General features: G+C 47.5%; 17 protein-coding genes and 1 other annotated feature. All 17 genes read left to right on the top strand.

The window, feature by feature from the left end:
- Nucleotides 1-90: 90 nt before the first annotated feature.
- The 17 genes from MCG46_RS09895 (at nt 91) to MCG46_RS09815 (ending at nt 17,444) form a co-directional block, all read left to right on the top strand.
- Nucleotides 91-876 carry an aspartate dehydrogenase domain-containing protein gene (locus MCG46_RS09895; RefSeq protein WP_240279829.1) on the top strand — a complete coding sequence of 262 codons (786 nt, stop codon included), beginning with the start codon at nt 91-93 and terminating at the stop codon, nt 874-876.
- 66 nt (nt 877-942) lie between these two features.
- The gene (locus MCG46_RS09890; RefSeq protein ID WP_020223606.1) at nt 943-1,452 is read left to right on the top strand and encodes a hypothetical protein; all 510 of its coding nucleotides are present in this window, start codon (nt 943-945) and stop codon (nt 1,450-1,452) included.
- A 54-nt stretch (nt 1,453-1,506) separates the two neighbouring features.
- Nucleotides 1,507-2,250: a hypothetical protein gene (locus MCG46_RS09885; protein WP_240279827.1), complete on the top strand. Its 744-nt coding sequence runs from the start codon at nt 1,507-1,509 to the stop codon at nt 2,248-2,250.
- Between the two features lie 78 nt (nt 2,251-2,328).
- Nucleotides 2,329-2,536, top strand: a binding site (T-box leader).
- A 46-nt stretch (nt 2,537-2,582) separates the two neighbouring features.
- Complete coding sequence (gene thrS / locus MCG46_RS09880; RefSeq protein WP_240279825.1) at nt 2,583-4,325, top strand: threonine--tRNA ligase; 1,743 nt, start codon at nt 2,583-2,585, stop codon at nt 4,323-4,325.
- On the top strand, nt 4,322-5,284 hold the full coding sequence (locus MCG46_RS09875; RefSeq protein WP_240279823.1) for a phosphate/phosphite/phosphonate ABC transporter substrate-binding protein: 963 nt from the start codon (nt 4,322-4,324) through the stop codon (nt 5,282-5,284). The genes thrS and MCG46_RS09875 overlap by 4 nt, the downstream gene beginning before the upstream one ends.
- Before the next feature lie 137 nt (nt 5,285-5,421).
- A complete protein-coding gene (gene pepD, locus MCG46_RS09870; protein ID WP_240279821.1) occupies nt 5,422-6,858 on the top strand; it encodes a beta-Ala-His dipeptidase in 1,437 nt (478 codons plus the stop codon).
- Between the two features lie 44 nt (nt 6,859-6,902).
- Nucleotides 6,903-7,664 carry a class I SAM-dependent methyltransferase gene (locus MCG46_RS09865; RefSeq protein WP_240279819.1) on the top strand — a complete coding sequence of 254 codons (762 nt, stop codon included), beginning with the start codon at nt 6,903-6,905 and terminating at the stop codon, nt 7,662-7,664.
- 123 nt (nt 7,665-7,787) lie between these two features.
- A complete protein-coding gene (locus tag MCG46_RS09860) occupies nt 7,788-8,543 on the top strand; it encodes an ABC transporter permease (protein WP_240279817.1) in 756 nt (251 codons plus the stop codon).
- A gap of 42 nt (nt 8,544-8,585) precedes the next feature.
- Complete coding sequence (locus tag MCG46_RS09855; RefSeq protein ID WP_154238727.1) at nt 8,586-9,080, top strand: complex I 24 kDa subunit family protein; 495 nt, start codon at nt 8,586-8,588, stop codon at nt 9,078-9,080.
- 20 nt (nt 9,081-9,100) lie between these two features.
- A complete protein-coding gene (gene nuoF, locus MCG46_RS09850) occupies nt 9,101-10,987 on the top strand; it encodes an NADH-quinone oxidoreductase subunit NuoF (protein WP_020223598.1) in 1,887 nt (628 codons plus the stop codon).
- 15 nt (nt 10,988-11,002) lie between these two features.
- Complete coding sequence (locus tag MCG46_RS09845) at nt 11,003-12,757, top strand: NADH-dependent [FeFe] hydrogenase, group A6 (protein WP_240279815.1); 1,755 nt, start codon at nt 11,003-11,005, stop codon at nt 12,755-12,757.
- A gap of 423 nt (nt 12,758-13,180) precedes the next feature.
- Nucleotides 13,181-13,510 carry a hypothetical protein gene (locus MCG46_RS09840; protein ID WP_240279812.1) on the top strand — a complete coding sequence of 110 codons (330 nt, stop codon included), beginning with the start codon at nt 13,181-13,183 and terminating at the stop codon, nt 13,508-13,510.
- Nucleotides 13,507-14,013 (top strand): transcription termination/antitermination NusG family protein, encoded by a 507-nt coding sequence (locus tag MCG46_RS09835; RefSeq protein ID WP_240279810.1) that lies wholly within the window; start codon nt 13,507-13,509, stop codon nt 14,011-14,013. Before MCG46_RS09840 ends, MCG46_RS09835 begins: the two co-directional genes overlap by 4 nt.
- Nucleotides 14,014-14,134: 121 nt before the next feature.
- A complete protein-coding gene (locus tag MCG46_RS09830; RefSeq protein WP_240279808.1) occupies nt 14,135-15,193 on the top strand; it encodes an LCP family protein in 1,059 nt (352 codons plus the stop codon).
- Between the two features lie 45 nt (nt 15,194-15,238).
- Nucleotides 15,239-15,946, top strand: a complete 708-nt coding sequence (locus MCG46_RS09825; protein WP_240279806.1) for a YveK family protein — start codon at nt 15,239-15,241, stop codon at nt 15,944-15,946.
- A complete protein-coding gene (locus tag MCG46_RS09820) occupies nt 15,946-16,701 on the top strand; it encodes a CpsD/CapB family tyrosine-protein kinase (protein ID WP_240279804.1) in 756 nt (251 codons plus the stop codon). The genes MCG46_RS09825 and MCG46_RS09820 overlap by 1 nt, the downstream gene beginning before the upstream one ends.
- Nucleotides 16,698-17,444: a tyrosine-protein phosphatase gene (locus MCG46_RS09815; RefSeq protein WP_240279803.1), complete on the top strand. Its 747-nt coding sequence runs from the start codon at nt 16,698-16,700 to the stop codon at nt 17,442-17,444. The genes MCG46_RS09820 and MCG46_RS09815 overlap by 4 nt, the downstream gene beginning before the upstream one ends.
- The last annotated feature ends 11 nt before the right edge of the window (nt 17,445-17,455 follow it).

The following is a 17,455-nucleotide window of genomic DNA, read 5'->3' as shown; positions in this document are numbered from 1 at the left end:
ATCAGAAGAAAATTGGAGGAAAGCTGAAGCAGGGCGTCAGAAAAAAGACGCAGACTTCAGCTTTTCTTAGCAAAGCAGAGGAGAAAACAGATGAAGACAAAATTTGCGATTTTAGGCGCTGGTAAACTAGGGCAGATTGTAGCGCGGGCCTGGAAAGCCGGAAAAATGCCGGATTATGAGCTGGTTGGAATTTTCAGCCGGACAGCGGACTCGGTTTTAAAGCTGGCAGAAGAGGTGGGTGTGGAAGGGACGACAGAGGTGGAACAGCTGTTGTCCTGGCAGCCGCAGATCGTTGCCGAAGCGGCTTCCGTGGAAGCGGTCAAAGCATATGCGATTCGATTGTTGGAGGCTGGCGTAGATCTGGCCACTTTGGCGATCGGCGCTTTTGCGGATGACGATTTTTACAAGCAGGTGCAAAAGACCGCCCGGCAGCATGGCCGCAAGGTCTATATTGCTTCCGGAGCCATCGGCGGGTTTGATATAATGCGAACCGCAGCGCTGATGAGTCCGATCGAAGCTTCGATCACTTCGCAAACCGGTCCTCAATATTTGCGCTCAACCCCGGTCTATCGTGAAGAAATGGCCGACAGCAAGACGACGCTGACCGCTTTTGAAGGCAATGCCAAGGAAGCGATCGCTTTGCTTCCGCGGCGGGTCAACGTGGCGGTGGCCACCTCACTGGCCACCAACGGCCCTGAACAAACCCGGGTGAAAATTGAAAGCACGCCGGGCTTTATCGGCGATACGCACACGATTCGCGTTGAAGGGGAAGAAATCAAGGCTGAGATTGCGATCTATTCCCGAACCAGTGCGATCGCCGGCTACAGTCTTGTCGCACTGCTCAACAATCTGGCCTCACCGATTCAGTTTCAGTAGTTTTTCCGTTCTGCCAAGGTATAAATCGGAAAAAAAACGCCGAGAATACTGGCAGGAGGAATCAAAATGAAAAATACAATTCTGCGGTTCGCTGTCCTGTGTCTGGGTTTTGCCTTGATCCTGGGCGGCTGCAGCCGGAACAACAACAATTCAGCAACCCCTTCGCCATCGCCTTCCGCTTCGCCGGAAAGCTCAGTGATGCCGACGGAAACACCGGAAACCATTGCCAGCGTGCAGGATCTCTTGGACTATTTCCAGACCAACAACTACACCTTCAATCAGGTAACGCCGATCGAAAACACCGATTTCAACGCCCTGGAAGGCACTTCCTTTCAGTATAACGATCAGGTCTATTACCTTTACCGCTTTGATCCGGCCAATGAAGAAAGCCAGAAAATGCTGAACTATGCCAGCCAGAATGGCCGCATGAAAGTCAATGCGAATGGTCAGGAAACCGAATACTACGCTTACGTCAACGGGAATACCGCGCTGATCTACGACAGTAAGGAAATGATCGAAGATCTCAAAGAAATTTATTCCCAATACCGTGTGCCGTCGTCAACGCAGGGTCAATAAGACTCTGCCTTTTCTTTTGCATGGTATAATGAAATCGGAAAGGCGGGGAGGACGATGAAGCGGACAGGACGAAGGATAGCCGTACTGCTTATGTGTGCGCTGCTGCTGAGCGGATGCGGCTGGCTCGATCAGCTATGGATCATGGCCAAGGCAGGCCGGGCATTGTCAACGATGACTTCATTGACCGCAGAAATTGAAATCGAAGCCGAAGGCAAAGCCGGCAACCTCTATCTGTGGCTGCCGTATACGGTAATAGGCCAGGGAAGGCTGCAGTGGCAAAAAGAACCTGCTTCCTTCAATCTGGATCTGAAGTGGCAGGGCGGCAGCGGTCTTCTTCAAATTCCGCTGCATACTCAAATTCAGCGGCGGTTAAGAAATGATCAATGGCAGCACTACGAGGAAAAGCAAAAGCAATGGGTCGATGACGTGCCTCCAGAGAAAATACCGCTGGATCAAGACGCACTGTGGGCTTTGTTGAAAGCCGGACAATGGTCGATGAACGAAACGATTCGCGGTCTTCGCTGTGCTGAGGTCAGCGTGAAGCTCGAGGCAGAGAAAGCGGTGGACCTGTTACAGAGCTGGGGAGTCCAGGAGCCAATCCTCTCGCTGATCAAAAGTCAGGATGAACTCGCTGTTTGTTTGGCTGTGAACTATGAAAGTGGGGAGCCGGTACGTCTGACGCTGGACAGTGAATCCGTCTGGCAGCCTGACGATAAACTGTCGCTGACGTTAGCTCAGCTGCATGTTCAGGCAGATTTCTCGCTGATCAATGAAACAGAATGGCTGCCGCTGGAATAAGCAGAAAAAATTTGTCAGGAGTCATGAAGAAAAAATTCATTTCCATTGACAAGGATGATAAACCGGTGTATAAATGAATTACATATCAAGACCAGGACAAGATTGTTTCAGAACTTGGATCAGAGAGGTTTCCGGTAGGTGAAAGGAAACTGAAAAGGGAAACGATTACCGCCTGCGAGTATCGCTTTTGAAAAAGCGACGATTCTCATCGTTATCGAGCTGAGGTGTCTGTTTCTGGGTAGGAAGCAGGAAGTAAGGTGGTACCGCGTTGAATAACGTCCTTAATCAAGGGCGTTTTTTTGTGGTCTTGAAAAAATAGGAGGAATAGAAAGATGATCAACATCAAAGAAGACGAACATCTGCATGTGCTTAATCACAGCTGCGCGCACTTGTTGGCACAGGCTGTCAAACATCTGTATCCGCACGCGAAATTCTGGGTTGGACCGGTCATTACCGATGGCTTTTATTACGATATTGATTTAGGCGATGATGTACTGCATGAGGAAGATCTGCCTAAGATCGAAAAGGAAATGAAAAAGATTGTCAAGGACGGCAAGCGGATTGTCCGCCATGAGATTTCCAAGGAAGAAGCCTTGGAAATGTTCAAGGAGGATCCGTATAAAATGGATCTGATCAGCCACATGGATGAAGCCGATACGGTAATCAGCTGTTATACGCAGGGTGATTTTACCGATCTGTGCCGCGGTCCGCATGTCGAAAGTGTCAAAGAACTCAAGCATTTTAAGCTGCTGAAGGTCAGCGGAGCTTATTGGAAGGGCGATGCCAACAATAAGATGCTGCAGCGGGTTTACGGGATCTGCTTTGACAGTGAGGAAGAAGTTCAGAATTATTTGAATTTCCTCGAAGAAGCGAAGAAGCGCGACCACAAGAAGCTGGGCCGAGAACTGGATCTGTTCATGATGAGCGAATACGGACCGGGATTCCCGTTCTTTCTGCCTAACGGCATGATTCTGCGCAATGTTCTGGAAAACTATTGGTATGAAGAACATACCAAGGAAGGCTATCAATTCATCAAGACGCCGATCATGCTTTCCAAAGAACTCTGGGAGCTGAGCGGTCATTGGGCAAACTATCAGGAAAATATGTATACGACGATGATCGATGATCGGGAGTTTGCGATCAAGCCGATGAACTGTCCGGGCGGCATGTTGGTGTATAAGAACGGTCTGCATTCCTATAAGGATCTGCCTTTGCGGGTCGGCGAGCTGGGTCAGGTACATCGCCATGAAGCCAGCGGAGCCCTCAACGGGCTGTTCCGGGTCAGAACCTTCACCCAGGATGATGCGCATATTTTCATGCGCGAGGATCAGATTGAAAGTGAAGTTGTCCGGCTGATTAATTTCATCGACCGTGTGTATTCAGTCTTTGGCTTAAGCTATGCGATTGAACTGTCAACCCGTCCGGAAAAGAAATATATCGGCTCGATTGAAATCTGGGATAAGGCCGAGGCGGCGCTGGAAGCGGCCTGTCATGCAGCCGGCAAGAGCTGCAAGATCAATCCGGGCGACGGCGCCTTCTATGGCCCGAAGTTAGACTTCCATTTAACCGACAGCTTAGGCCGGGTATGGCAGTGCGGAACGATTCAGCTGGATATGAATCTGCCGGAGCGCTTCGATCTGACCTATATTGATGCCGATGGTTCCAAAAAGCGGCCGATTATGCTTCACCGCGTAATCTTTGGATCCATCGAACGTTTCATCGGCATTCTGATCGAGCATTATGCCGGGGCGTTCCCAATGTGGCTGGCACCGCAGCAGGTCGTGATTGTTCCGGTGCATCATGAACGTCATCTCGCTTACGCGCAGCAGCTGGAAGCGATGCTATTGGCTAAGGGCGTGCGCGTGAAGGTCGATGGCCGCAATGAAAAGCTCGGATACCGTGTCCGCGAAGCGCAGACGCACAAGATCCCGATGCAGATTGTCGTTGGGGACGGCGAGGTGGAAAACGGCACGGCCACGGTTCGCCGTTATGGTAAAAAAGATTCCGTAACGATTACCAAAGAAGAACTGCTGGAAAGCATTCTTAACGAAATTGAAACGAAGGCCCGCGTATGAAGAAATGGCTTTGTTTGCTGAGTGTTCTGCTGCTGGCCGCAGGCTGTGCGGCAAATCCGAAAGCACCTGAAACGACGCCGGAGGCAACTCCGGAGCCAACGGCTCAGGCTGAATCGGTCACGCTGTCAATTTTAGGCCCGACCGGAGCTCCGGCGCTGGCCCTGATCGCTCCGGTGAAGAATGGTCACGACGTGACTTTTGTCGACGGGACAGATGTGCTGCAGGCGGCTTTTGTTAATCCGAATCCGGAATATGACATTCTCGTCGCTCCAAGCAACCTGGGTGCTAAGCTGGCTGCCAACGGTAAAACAACTTACCGCATGGAAAGTGTGATTACCTGGGGCAACCTGTATCTGGTCGCTGCTGAGGAGTCGGCGCTGGAGAAGGACGGCGTGTTTGCTGCCTTTGGCGAAGGCGCGGTGCCGGGTAAAGTTCTGGAAACCGTGCTGGAAAAGCATCCGGTCACTCCGGAAATCACCTGGTATGCCAGCGTAGCGGAAGTGCAGGGCGCTGTGCTTGCAGGAAAGGCTGATGTGGCATTGATGGCGGAACCAGCCGCAACAGCAACGATGGCTAAAGCTAAGGAAAACGGTCAGGAACTGAAGATCATTCTGGATCTGCAGGAACAATGGAAAGCCGTCACCGGCACCCAGGGCTATCCGCAGGCTGCGCTGTTTGTCCGGCAGGATTTGCCGCAGGATCGCCAGGCGGCGGTGGAAGCGCTGCTTCAATCCATCGAAGATTATATGAACCAGGCTCAGCAAGATCCATCCATCGTCGAGCAGGACATTGAAACGATTGGCGCGCAGACATTAGGCGTGCCAAGCGGCGCGGTGATTGCCAAGACTTGGTCACGGATGAATCTGCGGCTGGCAGCGGCTGAGGAAGTCAAGCCGGAGCTGACATCCTTCCTCAATTTGTTTGAGGTCACCGATATCGAAAGCATCTTAGCTCACTAGACTGAAATCAAGGGAGAAACAACTTCTCCCTTTTTGTTTGTAAATATTTCGTTATGAAAAGAAATAATTTTCATTTTTAGTTGAAAGCAAGTGAAAATGAGCGATATAATAAAGAACAAGGAAAGGGTGGTACACCGATGACAATGGATTGCAACGAACGGATATTTTATTACTTTAACGAACTGACCAAGATCCCGCATGGCTCCCGCAACGAAAAACAACTCAGCGACTGGCTGGTGCAGTTTGCGAAGGATCATGGCCTGCGCTGGATTCAGGATGAAATGAACAATGTGATGATCTACAAAGACGGAACAGCCGGTATGGAAAAGCACGGCGCTGTGATTCTGCAGGCGCATATGGACATGGTCTGTGAAAAGGAAGCAGACGTCGATTTTGATTTTGAAACCCAGCCGTTAGACACCTATGTCGAAGACGGCTGGCTGAAGGCCCGCGGCACAACGCTGGGGGCGGACGACGGGGTTGGCGTGGCCATGATGCTGGCCCTGCTGGAGGATGAACAAAAACCGCATCCGCCGCTGGAATGCGTCTTTACCGTCATGGAAGAAATCGGCCTGAACGGTGCTCAGGGGCTGAAAAAGGAGTATTTCACCGCACACCGCATGATCAATATGGACTGCGGCGGTGAGGATAAAACGGCAGTCTCGACAGCGGGCGGTTTGGTCTGCACAATGACGCGCGTGCGGCCGCAGGAAAAATGGGACGGCAGCGGCTGGAAACTGACCGTTTCCGGGTTAAAAGGCGGCCATTCCGGCGGCAATATCGATAAGGAGCTGGGCAATGCCAACAAGATTGCGATCCGCGCTTTGCGGGAATTAGTCAAAAACGAGCTGGAAGTCTGGATTGCGGACTGGGACGGCGGCAACAAAGACAATGCCATTCCACGGGATTGTTGGATTCGCTTCGCAAGCCAAGATGCCCGCAAAGTTCGCAAGGCGATTGAGAAAGTATCAGCCGACGTGAAGGCTGAACTGAAAGCCAGTGATCCCGAGGTTACGCTGACCCTAAGTGAAGACACGACGATTGAAAACGTCTATTCCGCTGAGGATTCCAAGGCATTTATTGATTTTATCACCGTTCTGCCCAACGGTCTGCGGGCAAAAAGCATGGCGATACCCGGCTTAACCTGGGCTTCGGAAAATCTGGCCTCGATCAAGCGCCGTGGTTCCAGCCTGGTCATCACGCTTTCGCTGCGTTCCGCGCAGAAAAGCTGGATTGAGAAGATGAGTGATGAACTGGAGATTCTTTCGGGCTTATATGGCTGGACCTGCAGCTTTGACAACGGCTATCCGGCGTGGGATTACAAGGAAGAAAGTGTGATGCGGCAGAAACTGGCGGAGCTGGTGAAAGAGAAAACCGGGAAGGAACTGAAACTGGAAGCGGGCCATGGCGGTACGGAATGCGGTGTGTTCTGCGAGATGATTCCCGATATCGACATCGTCACAATGGTGCCGGAAGCCAGCGGTGCTCATACACCGCAGGAGAAGCTGAATCTGGCTTCATTCCAGCGAACCTACGCTTTGCTTTGCGAATTGCTGAGCCGTCTGGATGCCTAAGCCGAAGCTTTAAGTTAGAGGCAAGAAGATAGGGGGCGGAACGAATGGATCTGGAACTGATCTATGATTATTTCGATGAAGAACATCGGCTGACGGCTTCGCCGGCGCGTACCATCGAATTTTTAACGACGACGCGGCAGATTGAAAAATTTCTGAAGCCGGGAATGCGGATTCTGGACGTGGGGGCTGGAACCGGCGCATACAGCCTGAAATATGCCGCTGAAGGATATTCAGTCACAGCCGTGGAGCCGGTGAAGAAGCACTGCGCGCTCATTCAGACCAAACGTCAGCCGGAAATGGATTTGACGGTGATTCAGGGCAACGCCCTGGATCTCAGCTCATTGACGGAGGAAGCATTTGATCTTGTCCTGTGTTTGGGGCCGCTGTATCATCTTGAAACGGAAGCTCAGCGAACTCAATGTGTCCGACAGGTGCTGCGGGTTTTAAAACCAGGCGGGGCGGCATTCTTTGCCTTCATCAATAACGATATGGTGTTTGTGACCGAAGCCATGGTTTACAATTCAGAATTTCTGGACAATGGCCGGTATGACCGCAGTACCTTTAAGGTTGCGGACATTCCGTTTGTGTTTCTGAGACTGGAACAAGTTCATCGCTGGCTGGATGCAGAGGGCTGGACGCCGGTGCAGGAATTTGCGGCGGATGGGATGGCTGAGCTGTTGGCAGAGAAGCTCAATGCGCTGAAACCAGAACCGTTTCAAAGCTGGCTGGAATTTCATATGGCAATGTGCGAAAAGCCGCAGATGCTGGGCGCAAGCAATCATGTTGTTTTTCGTTTGAACAAATAATCCAGAATAGAACCGAAAAAGGCGGATTAATCTGCCTTTTTTGTGAAATGGAAAACAAAATAAAGGTCGAAAAAGCGGAAATAAAGATAGCGTTTCCATTCGGTCTGATGATATAATAATTTCATGAGAAATCAGCGACGAGGGTTAAAAAAAGAACAGGGAATCATGATCGTGCTGCTGCTTGTGCTCTGGCAGGGGCTGGCGATGAAAATCAATAACGATATTCTGATTCCGATGCCGTGGGACGTACTGAACCGGATGCTCGGCGATCTTGCCCGGCCCGATTTCTATCGTCAGACACTGACCAGTTTGGGACGGATGCTGAAAGGCTTCGGTCTTTCACTGGTGATCGCAGGTCTGTGCGGCTATGCTGCAGCCCTGAACAAAACCGTGCGGAGCTTCATTGAACCGTTGGAAGTGATTATCAAGACGATTCCGAATTTATCGTATATTATGGTTTTTCTGATCTGGCTGGGCAGCGAAGGCAGCGTGATGGTAACCAGCTTCTGCGTGCTGTTTCCGGTCTTTTATACCGCTATCCTGCTCAGTCAGGATCTGCTGGACAGCGAGCTGCAGGATGTGCTGCGCTGCTATCCGGAAACGCCGTGGATTGTTTTCTGGAAGGTCCGTCTTCCCCAGGCTCTGCCGCATCTGGCGGCAGCGATTCAGACCGGCTTTGGGCTTGGCCTGCGGGTTTGTGTGATGGCGGAAGTGCTTACTCAGGTTCGGGTTGGCATCGGCCGGCAGATGTCGTATGCGGCGCGGGTGGCGCTGGATATGACCGGGCTGATGGCCTGGACGCTGTGGATTATCCTGCTCAGCGCAGCCGCTGACGGCATACTGGGCTGGCTGAAAAACAAGGTTGAATCATCCCTGTGATGTTTTCAATAGAGAACCCAAATAACACGTGGAGGTGAAAGGATGGGGAAACTCAACGAACAGTCGATGCAGGTCATTGATCGGATTGTCGATCGTCATCGCGGACGGCCGGGACCGGTCAAGCTGATGCTGCACGATGTCCAGAAAGAACTGGGCTATATTCCGTTTGAAGCAATGGAAAAGATTGCCGCGGCGTCCGGCGTATCAGCGGCCGAGGTGTATGGTGTTGTTACATTCTATACGCAGTTTACAACGGAACCTAAGGGCAAGCATGTGATTAACGTCTGCATGGGTACGGCCTGTTATGTCAAAGGCTCAGCGGATCTATTGCAGCGGATTTGTGATCTGACGGGAACAAAAGTGAATCAGACCAGTGCTGACGGCTTGTTTTCATTGGATGCAACGCGTTGTTTAGGTGCCTGCGGCTTAGCGCCGGTGGCTATTCTGGACGATCAGGTCTATGGCAATGCGACCAGCTCAACCGCGCTGGAGGATCGGATCAAAGCGATCATTAAGACCGAGTCCGGCGTTCACTAGGGAAGGAAGAGGAGAAGCACATGAAATCATGGAATGAACTTCGTCAGCTGCGGGAAGCGGCGGCGAAGGAAATCGCTCTGCGCAATCCCGGCGCTCAGGCAGTTCCGGGAGAACCACGGCTGCATGTCTTAGTCTGCGCGGGAACCGGCTGTACTTCGTCATCATCGCAGCTGATCATGGAACAGATGAATGAACAGCTCTGCTCACGCGGCCTGGATCAACAGATCCGTGTGATTAAAACCGGCTGTTTCGGCCTTTGCCAGAAAGGCCCGATTGTGGCGGTTTATCCGGATAAAATTTTCTATTGTCATGTCAAACCGGAAGATGTCACGGAGATCATCGAGCAGCATTTTATCGGGGGTCAGCCGGTAAAACGTCTGGAAATGAATGATATTGATGAACTTACTCAGGAAAAAATCTTTGATATCGATAAGATTCGTTTTTATGCCAAGCAGCAGCGCATCGCTTTGAAGAACTGCGGTCAGCTGGATCCGGAGAATATCCGCGAATACATCGCCCGCGATGGTTATGAGGCGCTGGCCAAAGCGCTGCATGAGATGCAGCCGCAGCAAGTGATCGACGAAATTAAAAAATCCGGTCTGCGCGGACGCGGCGGCGGGGGCTTTCCGACCGGTGTGAAGTGGCAGTTTGCGGCAGATCAGCCGGCCGGCGACAAGTATGTCATCTGCAATGCCGATGAAGGCGATCCGGGAGCCTTTATGGATCGTTCGATTTTGGAAGGCGATCCGCACGCGGTCCTGGAAGCGATGGCGATTGCCGGCTATGCGATCGGCGCTCAGCAGGGTTACGTCTATATTCGGGCGGAATATCCGATTGCGGTCAAGCGCTTGCAGATCGCGATGGATCAGGCCAAGGAACTGGGCTTGTTCGGCGAACATATTTTAGGTACGGATTTCAGCTTTGATATCGAAATTCGTTTAGGTGCAGGTGCGTTTGTCTGCGGTGAAGAAACGGCCTTGATTCAGTCGATTGAGGGTAAGCGCGGCATGCCGGTGCCGAAGCCGCCGTTCCCGGCGGTCAGCGGTGTCTGGGGCCGGCCGACGATCATCAATAATGTTGAAACCTTTGCCAATGTCGCACAGATTATATTAAAAGGCTCAAATTGGTTCAGTTCGATTGGAACGGAAAAATCCAAAGGCACCAAAGTCTTTGCCTTAGGCGGCAAGATTGTCAATACCGGATTAGTTGAGATTCCAATGGGGACTACGCTGCGCGAGGTCATCTATGAAATCGGCGGCGGCTGTCCAAACGGCAAGAAGTTTAAAGCTGTTCAGACCGGCGGTCCAAGCGGCGGCTGTCTGACCGTGGAAGATCTGGATACGCCGATTGACTTTGACAACCTGATCGCTTTGGGTTCGATGATGGGATCGGGCGGCATGATCGTCTTGGATGAAGACAACTGCATGGTTGACGTGGCCCGCTTCTATATGGAATTTATCGTCGATGAATCCTGCGGCAAGTGTACGCCGTGCCGCGTTGGCACAAAGCGCATGCTGGAGCTGTTGACCGATATCTGCGAAGGCCGCGGAACGATGGAAACCTTAGATGAATTAGAAAATCTGGGCAAAATGATTAAGGATACTGCTTTATGCGGCTTAGGACAAACGGCGGCCAATCCGGTTTTATCCACGCTGCGGCTGTTCCGTGATGAGTACGAAGCGCATGTTAAGGAGAAACGCTGTCCGGCTGGGGTTTGTAAGAAACTGCTGCATTATTCAATTGATCCGGATAAGTGCCGCAAGTGTTCGATGTGTGCCCGCAACTGTCCGGTTGGGGCGATCAGCGGTGTTCCAGGTCAGAAGCCTTATGTTATCGATCATGACAAGTGCATCAAGTGCGGCGCTTGTATGGAAACCTGCCGCTTCGGTGCGGTTAAGCGCGATTAAGGAGGCAGCGGAAATATGACGAAAATTAATTTAAAAATCAATAATATTCCAGTTCAGGCTGAGCCGGGATCCACGATTCTGGAAGCTGCCCGTGAAGCCGGCATCCAGATTCCAACACTTTGTTATTTAAAAGATGTGAACAAGACCGGGGCCTGCCGTGTCTGCACCGTTGAAATCAAGGGGGCAAAAAGCTTAGGGGCTTCCTGCGTTTATCCTGTCAGCGAAGGGATGGAAGTCTTCACGAATTCACAAAGAGCGCTGGAGGCCCGCAGACATACAGTGGAGCTGATTCTGTCAAATCATTGCGATGACTGTCTGTCCTGCATTCGCAATCAGAACTGTGAACTGCAGAAATTAGCACAGCAGTTAGGCATCCGCAAAGTTCGCTATGAAGGGGAAAAGACAAGTCCAACACTCGATGAAGTTGCCCCGGGAATCGTTCGCGATACGTCCAAGTGCGTGCTGTGCGGGCGCTGCATTGAAACCTGCAAAAAGGTTCAGGGTCTGGGAATACTCAGCTTTATCAACCGTGGGTTCAACACGAAAGTCGCGCCGGTCTTTGACCGCAGCTTAAACGACGTCAACTGCATGCAGTGCGGCCAGTGCGTCAACGCCTGTCCGGTGGGTGCCTTATATGAAAAGGAAGACATTCATTGGGTGATCGAAGCTCTGAATGATCCTGAGCAGCATGTCATCGTGCAGACCGCTCCGGCCGTTCGGGCCGCTTTAGGTGAGGAATTCGGGTTGCCAATTGGTACGCGCGTCACGGGCAAAATGGCTGCCGCTCTGCGCAGAATCGGATTTGACCGCGTCTATGATACCAATTATGCGGCGGATCTGACGATTATGGAAGAAGGGCATGAATTTATTGAACGTGTCCAGAATCACGGCGTCCTGCCGATGATTACGAGTTGTTCCCCAGGCTGGATCCGCTATTGTGAATTTGAGTATCCAGATCTGTTGGATCATCTGAGTTCCTGCAAGTCTCCGCATATGATGTTCGGTGCAATTCTGAAATCATATTACGCACAAACACACAATCTCGATCCGCGCAAGATCACCGTTGTTTCGATCATGCCGTGTACGGCCAAGAAAGCCGAAGTCGTACGGCCAGAAATGCGCAAAGACGGCGTAGCGGATGTCGATTATGTCCTGACGACCCGTGAATTAGGCCGATTGATCAAGATGTACGGCATTAACTTTGAAAACCTGCCGGATGAAGATTTCGATCAGGATATGTTTGGGCAGTATTCCGGAGCCGGCGTCATCTTCGGCGCCAGCGGCGGAGTCATGGAAGCCGCATTAAGAACCGTCAAGGAAACGTTGGAAAATAAGCCATTAGAATCTTTAGATTTCACTGTTGTCCGCGGCATGGAAGGCGTGAAAACCGCCGAGCTGGAAGTTGCTGGCATGAAGGTTAAGGTTGCGGTAGCTTCCAGTATGAGCTGCGCTAAGCCTTTGCTGGATGAGATCCGTGCAGGCACTTCACCTTATCATTTCATTGAAATTATGGGCTGCCCTGGCGGCTGCATCAACGGCGGCGGTCAGCCGATCATCTCGGCTACGATCCGCAATGGATTTAAGCCGATTGATTGGAAGAAGGAACGGGCCAAGGCTCTGTATGATGAAGATGCGATGCAGAGTGTACGCAAATCCCATGAAAATCCGCAGATTATTGCTTTGTATGAGGAGTTCTTAAAAGAACCAGGAAGTCATCTTGCCCATGAGCTGCTTCATACGACCTATTCCAAAAAAGAACGCTTTAAATAAGCTTTACTGAGAAGGGAGAACTTCGGTTTTTCCTTCTTTTTTTGTTTGAGTTTGTCAAAAATACGTTACGGTCAGCTTCTATAATCGGGTGAAATTCAGAAAGAATTCGCCTTTTTTTATTTCGATCGATTAGTTATAAATGAATCTCATGATAACTGTTTATGACATAAAAATGGTTGTTGATTACATTTATTCCCTTTTTTATGGCAAAAAAGTCACACATTTTTTGACACTAAGATTTTAATGCCAAAATTGGATAAAAACGTTTCTTTTTGATACATGTCTCATTATAAATGGGTTAAATTAGTCTGTCAATAATGGTGTACGTTATCTGACGGTTAGCGACTGTTAGAGATTTCGCAGGGGGCGAAGGAAGCAGTTCTTTTTTTATGAACTGATTCCCATCGAGAGAGGGGGAGCAGCATGACCAAAGGTGAAAGCATTGAACTCAAGTCTAAAATAACAGATTTTTCTTCCTTTAAACAAGTTGTTGGAAGAGGGGTTAAACGTATTGTTGTCACTTCTGTAGGTTTCTATCATCAACAAGGTGGAACAGATCAGGTGTTCTTCAGACAAGTTCATATGGGTGAAAATAATAAATTGTTTGGAAAATATATAATACATAAAAATATAAAACATGGCTTACAGATCATGCGTGAAGATATAAAGACAGATGTTTATCTTCAATCAGACTTCAAGATTCCTCTGAAGATCTTACCAGTAGTTTCCTTGGGAAAGGAGGCGATGGGATGAGATGGAATTTTATCGAAGTAGAAAAGCGGCATGAAGAGGAAGTCATTGAGCTGTTAAGAAGTTCCCCATTTACAGCTTTTCTGCCTAAGAAACAACGGTATTTTAAAAAACAGGATTATGTTACGGTTTTAGATCGTTTATTGTTTCCAGGAACTGTAATCATAACTAGTGATTTAACTCAAGATGAGTTTGCCAGGCAGTTTAATACTTGGCTGGAACAACATCCGACAGAATTGATTCATCGTGAAGCGAAAGAATACTTCTATTTGTCTAACGATGAACAACACTTCATTGCCTCTTTGATGGATGAGCATAACGTTATTCATCAATCAATAGGAATTTTGAATGCTAAACGACTGATTATTCAATCTGGGCCTTTAAAAGGCATGGAAAATCGAATCAAAAAGATCGATCGACATCAACGTACCGCTCAGGTTCAATTTCAGATTTGTGGTCAAGTGATATTACTTTATCTAGGATTAATTGTTAAACCCAGTGATTGAAACGTTTTGGATAGTTGCATGGGCACTTCCAAATCGATTCCATGGTTATTTTTACAAACTCATCGTATGCTTGAGGTGGCGAAGCCTGCCTTTTTTATTTTATATCAAAGGATGTGACAGATTGAAAAAACAAAGAAATCCCCACAAGAAAGACAAGAAAACCAGGATCTTATTGATTGTAATTGGCATTCTTGCTTCTTTCATCCTCATTCTAGTTCTAGGCGGAAATCTCTATATTGATTCCTTATTGAATAGAACAATCCGTTCAAAGAAACTTTCCAACGAAGATGCCTTAGTCAGCCAAGAAGTCTTAGATCATGTTAAGAATCACCGCATTGTGAATATCGCCTTATTTGGATCCGATAACGCAAAAACAGCACAATGGAAAAGTTATGAAATGGAACGCTCTGATGCCACGAAGATTATCTCTTTAGATTTTGATTCTAAGAAAATTAAAATAACCTCTTTACAGCGAGATACCTTAATCTACATTCCAGATCCCTACAATGATTATGATAAATTGAATCATGCGCATTGGCGTGGTGGACCAGAACTCGCAGTGAAGACGTTGAATTATAACTTTGACTTGGATATCACGCAATATGTCGGTTTTAGCTTTGAAGCGTTAGAAACCTTAGTTGATTTAGTCGGTGGTATCGATATAACACTCCCGGATGGACTCTTAGCTACACAAGTCATGGATTTAGGGGCGACTCGAGATGGGAATGTCTTTCACTTAAAAGGAAAACAAGCGCTGGGTTATTGTCGTATTCGGAAGGTAGATGATGATTTTCATCGCATGGATCGACAAAACGAAGTGATTCTGAAAGTCTTAGAGAAGTTATCTAAAAAGAACGTATTTGAATTAATGGGAATCGTGGATGAAATGCTCCCTTATGTGGAAACCAACTTAACGAATAACGAGATCAAAAATGATATCACTTCCTTGTTGAGCTTTGATTTAAAACATATAGACCAATACCAAATCCCATCAAAAGGGATGGATTCGATTGAGAAAGTCATTGAATACAACGGATTTAGCCCGATCTACATGATGGAAAACTATGAGGATTTAGCGAAGGAACTTCATTGGAATATCTATGAAGATGAGAGTTATCAACCGAGTTCCAATATCGTTCAATTAGAAAGAAACATCCAAAATCAATTTGGGGAATCCTAAAGATAGGATTCTTTTATATAGAGAAGAGAAAAAGGGAGATAGAAAATGTACGAAAACGATGAAATTGAAATTGACCTTTCGCGGGTATTTGAAATTGTTAAAAAGCATTTCAAACCATTCGCTTTGATTATCTTGGCGACCTCTATCGTCGCTGCTTTGGTGACTTTGTTTCTGATACCGAAAAAGTATACCGCAGAAGCGAAGCTGATTATTGTCCAGAAATCCAATCCAGAGAGTCAACAGATTAGCTATACTGATCTTCAGACATCACAGAAATTGGTTAATACTTACAGCGAAATCCTGAAGAGTGAAGCGATAAGTGATGATGTCATCCGGAATCTGAAATTAGATCAGGAGGGAATCAATCACGCATCTTATTTAGGCATGGTTAAGATCTCTGCAGTCAAAGATACGGAAGTCATTAAGATATCAGTGCAGACTCAAGATCCTCAATTATCTGCCAATATCGCGAATGAGATCGTCTCCGTTTTTCGCAGAAAGATCGTCACAATCATGAATATTGAAAATGTGACGGTATTAAACTCCGCGAAAGTTCCAGGACAAAAATCTAGTCCATCCAATCTCAAGAATACATTGATGGGATTTTTGATTGGCTGTGTTATTGATGGATGTATTGTGTTGTATCTCTTATTCAATGATAGGAATATTCGAACAGAGGATGAAATGAAGCAAATTTTTGATTATCCGATTATTGGATTGATTCCAGATATGAATGCAGGAGGGACAGAGTAATGTTAAGAGTAGGAGATGAATTGATTACATTAACGGATCCAGAATCCTCGGCATCAGAAGCCTATCGGACGTTAAGAACCAATATCTTGATGCGCAATTTTGACAAGGATATGAAAGTGATTAATATCATATCAACAACGGCACAAGAAGGAAAAAGTACTTGTGTCTTAAACTTAGCGATGGTTTATGCTCAACTTCAAAAGAAAGTTCTTGTGATTGACTTGGACTTACGAATGCCTACGATTCATAAAAAGCTGAAGTTGAAAAACAAAAAGGGTATTTCAGATATTATTGGCCATCAAGCCGAGTTTGAGGAGGTTGTATTACAACCTTATGAACATGTGGATGTGATTACAGCGGGGACAAAGATTCCGTTTGCCTCCGAGTTTATTCAATCGAAGGCTTTAAAAGAGTTCATTGATGAACGAAGAGAAGAGTATGATTTGATTTTATTGGATTGCCCACCAGTGGGGTTAGTCACCGATGGTGTAGTAGCGGCTAGTTATTGTGATGGAACAATCCTTGTGTGTGCTTCCAATCGTAATGAACGTAAAGAATTACTGCGCGTGAAGGATCAGTTAGAACAAACACAAGTTAACGTGATTGGGATTGTCATGACAATGATGTCAGTTCAGAAGAAATACTACAACAGTTATGGCTATCGTTACAGTGACAGTCAGAAGAAAACTCCAAATAAAAAGAAAAAAACGAATTTATTAGGATCATTAAATAAGAAAAGCGGCAAGAAGAAATGATTGACATTCATAGTCATTTAGTTCCTGGAGTGGATGATGGTAGTCAAAGTTTAGAAGAATCCTTAGCTTTATTAAAACAAGCCGAGGAAGATGGGATTACAGAGCTGATCACAACTCCTCACTTCATGAAGAATGGCGAATTTCGGATTAAAGCTTCAGAGTTAGTGAAACGATTCAATGAACTAAAACAAGCTTATCAAGGTTCGATTAAACTGCATTTAGGGAATGAGCTTTACATTCATCACGATTTACCTGACTTATTGGAAAAGGGAGAAATCTTAACCTTAGCCGAATCCGATTTTATTCTCGTTGAATTTCCATTTCAGAGTTACAAGGATGAATATGATGAGGTTCTCTATGAATTATCCTTGAAGTATCGAATTATCATCGCTCATCCTGAACGATATCACTATGTACAAGAAGATCCCAACTTTTGTTTGCGATGGTTGAAGGAAGGCTATTTGCTTCAATCGAATCAGAATAGTTTATTCAAAAAGGAAACGAAGAAGATCTTGTTTTCTATGATCGAACATGGATTTGTTAGCTTCATTGCGAGCGACGCTCACAATGAATACCGACCATTAATCTTAAAGGAAGCATATGACTTACTCGAAGAAGAGTTTGGATTGCGAATTGCGAAACAATTGACAGAAGAGAATCCAGGGAAGCTTCTGAGCAATGAAGAAATCCGAGTGAAATACCAAGAAATAGAGAAAAAGAAGAAACGATTTTTGTGGTTTTGACAAGAGTCGTT

The organism is Holdemania massiliensis (assembly GCF_022440805.1).
Taxonomy (GTDB): domain Bacteria; phylum Bacillota_I; class Bacilli_A; order Erysipelotrichales; family Erysipelotrichaceae; genus Holdemania; species Holdemania massiliensis_A.
This window is presented reverse-complemented; position numbering and strand designations above follow the sequence as displayed.